This window comes from Brachyspira catarrhinii (genome assembly GCF_005518285.1).
GTDB classification, from domain to species: Bacteria; Spirochaetota; Brachyspiria; order Brachyspirales; family Brachyspiraceae; genus Brachyspira; species Brachyspira catarrhinii.
Map to the genome: position 1 here is coordinate 1 of NZ_SJDU01000273.1, position 3,162 is coordinate 3,162.

3 protein-coding genes are annotated in these 3,162 nt (G+C 32.3%); all 3 read right to left on the reverse strand.

Going from position 1 to position 3,162, the window contains the following annotated elements; all coding sequences use genetic code 11:
* Positions 1-7: 7 nt before the first annotated feature.
* The gene (locus tag EZH24_RS09230) at positions 8-1,258 is read right to left on the reverse strand and encodes an alanine/glycine:cation symporter family protein (RefSeq protein WP_137998868.1); all 1,251 of its coding nucleotides are present in this window, start codon (positions 1,256-1,258) and stop codon (positions 8-10) included.
* Positions 1,259-1,305: 47 nt separating this feature from the next.
* On the reverse strand, positions 1,306-2,415 hold the full coding sequence (gene alr / locus EZH24_RS09235; protein ID WP_137998869.1) for an alanine racemase: 1,110 nt from the start codon (positions 2,413-2,415) through the stop codon (positions 1,306-1,308).
* 199 nt (positions 2,416-2,614) lie between these two features.
* Positions 2,615-3,088 (reverse strand): 6,7-dimethyl-8-ribityllumazine synthase, encoded by a 474-nt coding sequence (gene ribH / locus EZH24_RS09240; RefSeq protein ID WP_137998870.1) that lies wholly within the window; start codon positions 3,086-3,088, stop codon positions 2,615-2,617.
* Positions 3,089-3,162 lie beyond the last annotated feature (74 nt).

The following is a 3,162-nucleotide window of genomic DNA, read 5'->3' on the forward strand; positions in this document are numbered from 1 at the left end:
TACCAATTCAAGTTCGCTTTACCAATTCAAGTTCGCTTACAGAACCTATTATTATTACTATTATAAATATTATTTTAAATATTAATTCCGCCTTTTTATTGTTATTTGTCAAATATCCCAAACTTACGGTTCCATAATGAGACCAGCCAACAAGTGTGGTAAATGCGAAAAGGAATAACGCTATAGTCAATACTATTGAACCGAAATCGCTTGGCATAGATATTCTGAACGCTTCGGAAATTAGAGGCGCTCCAGCAAGTCCCTGTTCTGTCAAGTTTAAATTCATAATAGCCACTATCCCCGTTATAGAACATACTAAAAAAGTGTCTACAAATACTTCGAATACTCCCCACATAGCTTGGTCCACAGGATTTTTACTATTTGACGAAGCATGCGCCATAGGGGCGGAACCCATACCAGCTTCATTTGAGAAAATACCTCTTGCAAAACCGTATCTCATACCCATTGCTATAGTATAACCCATAAAACCCGCTCCGACTTGTTTAAAAGAAAAAGCATTGGAAAATACGAGTTCAAAAACTCCCGGAATTTTATCAAGATTAATAATAATTATTATGATTCCGCATATTAAATATAATACGCACATTAAAGGAACTAATTTTTCGGCTACCGAACCTATCCTTTTAATACCTCCTACTATTATAATTGCAACCACAATCGTAACGGCTATACCCGTATATATTGTAGGAACATTAAAATTTTGTTTAACTACATTAGCCATAGCGTTAATTTGCGTTAAATTTCCTATTCCGAAACATGCCAAAGTTGCAAATACTGCGAATATAGTTCCAAGCCAAGGCAAGTTAGCGCCTTTAGATAAATAATACATAGGACCGCCAAAATGTTTACCGTTAGAATCTTTTTCTCTATATTTTATTGATAGTAAAACCTCGGAATATTTTGTTACCATTCCGAAAAAAGCCGCAAACCACATCCAAAATAATGCTCCTGGTCCGCCTGAGACTATAGCGGTAGTTACTCCGACTATATTTCCCGTTCCAACAGTGCTTGCTAAAGCGGTGCTTACGGCTTGAAACGGCGTAATATTTACATCGTCAGTATGTTTTTTGAACATTGCTCCAAAAGTTCCTTTCATCCATAGTCTTATATGGCTTACTTGGAAAAACTTTATTCTTATTGTTAAGAATATTCCCGTTCCAACCAATAATACAAGCATTACTGGTCCCCATATAAAATTATTGATAGCGCCATTGATTTGTTCTATTATTTGCATAATCGAACCTCCATAATATAATGTATTTATATAAAATTAATAATTTAATATTAATCTTTATATACTCTTCTAACTCTTTCTCCTATTCTTACCAAAACTTCATGCGGTATAGTTTCTATTCTTTTAGCCATAGTTTCGGCATTAAGTTTTTTATCGTTTCCAAATATCAAAACATCATCTTCCACATTTACATTACCTTTAAATATTTCAACTATAGTTAAATCCATACAGATTCTTCCTCTAACGGGATAATATTTATTATTGATTTTAACTTCCCAATTATTCGATAGTTTTCTTGAAATACCGTCCGCATAACCTATGGGGATTAAAGCTATTTTTGTATCTTTATCGGCTTTCCAAGTCATACCGTAGGAAACGGATTCTCCCTTTTTTAATTTTTTTATAAGAACGACTTTTGATTTTACTTCCATAAAAGGTTTTATATCCGCATTCGTATTTACAGGCGGATAGCCATACAATGTTATTCCCGCTCTAACCATATCGAAAAACGATTCTTCATACGACAATATAGCGGCGGAATTAGCGCTATGAATAGTATTAACTTCTATTTTGTTTGATTTTAGATTATTTATAACTTCATTGAAAGTTTTTATTTGTTCTCTTGTAAAATCCTTTCCTGCAGAATCTTTCATATCGGCTGCCGCAAAATGAGTGTTTATTCCTTCTAAAACCAAATTCTTACATGATAAAACTTTTTTTGCCAAATCCAATACTTCTTCTGGTTTAGCTCCCATTCTATTCAAGCCAGTATCTACTTTTATATATACATGAATTTTTAAAGAACCTCGATATCTTTCCATATATTTTTCGTAATAAGGCAAACATTCGTCATTGCTTATTATAGGAGTCAAATTATATTTGCAAACTTCTTCGGCTTCCGATTTGAAATGCTGAAATAATACTATAATCGGGACTTTAATTCCGCTTTTTCTTATTTTTACTCCTTCTTCTACGGTAGCTACTCCGATAGCGTCAACTTTGAATTTTTCCGATGCTTTCGCTATTTCTATTATTCCATGTCCGTAAGCGTTAGCTTTTAAAACATTAAGAAGTTTAGCTCCATGAGTAATAGAAGATATTACATTCATGTTATTTTTCAAAATAGATAAATCAATTTCAGCGATTGTATAAATTGACATAATCAAATCCTTAAAATACTAATTTAATTATATTAAAAAATTTCATTATTGTCAATAGTAATATTTAAATTATTATTAAAATTTCTAATTTATAAGTTTACAATTCGATATTTTTATAAAGAATTTAATAAAGAACTTAACTAAAATTTATAGAGCTAAAGCCTTCAGTAGCGAAAAAAGTTATCGACATTAATATATATTATTTTTTATCAATCTCTCTTATCAAATTTACCATCTCTATCGCTCCCATAGCGCTGTCGAATCCTTTATTACCAGATTTTGTTCCCGCTCGCTCGATAGCCTGCTCTATATTTTCCGTAGTGAGAACTCCAAACATTACGGGAATATCCGATTTCAAAGAAACTGACGCAATTCCTTTTGAAACTTCGGCGCAAACATAATCGTAATGCGAAGTCGAACCTCTTATTACCGCTCCCAAACAGATAACGGCGTCATATTTTTTAGAGCTTGCCATTTTTGAAGCTATCAAAGGAATTTCAAAAGCTCCTGGAACCCAAGCGACATGAATATTATCGTCTTTAATATTATGTCGATGCAAAGCGTCCAAAGCGCCCGACAATAATTTTGACACGATAAACTCGTTAAACCTCGCGCATACTATTCCGATTTTAATTTCTTTTTCGGAAGTTAATTTGCCTTCAAAAATTTTCATTTTATTTCTCCTGTTATTTTTTATATTTTTGATTTTTTTATTATATCATTTAATTTAATAAATCTCCCATTTTA

Bases quoted from the DNA above. Each gene is read 5' to 3' on its own strand.
- alr (WP_137998869.1), bottom strand. From the start codon at position 2,415: ATGTCAATTTATACAATCGCTGAAATTGATTTATCTATTTTGAAAAAT.
- ribH (WP_137998870.1), bottom strand. From the start codon at position 3,088: ATGAAAATTTTTGAAGGCAAATTAACTTCCGAAAAAGAAATTAAAATC.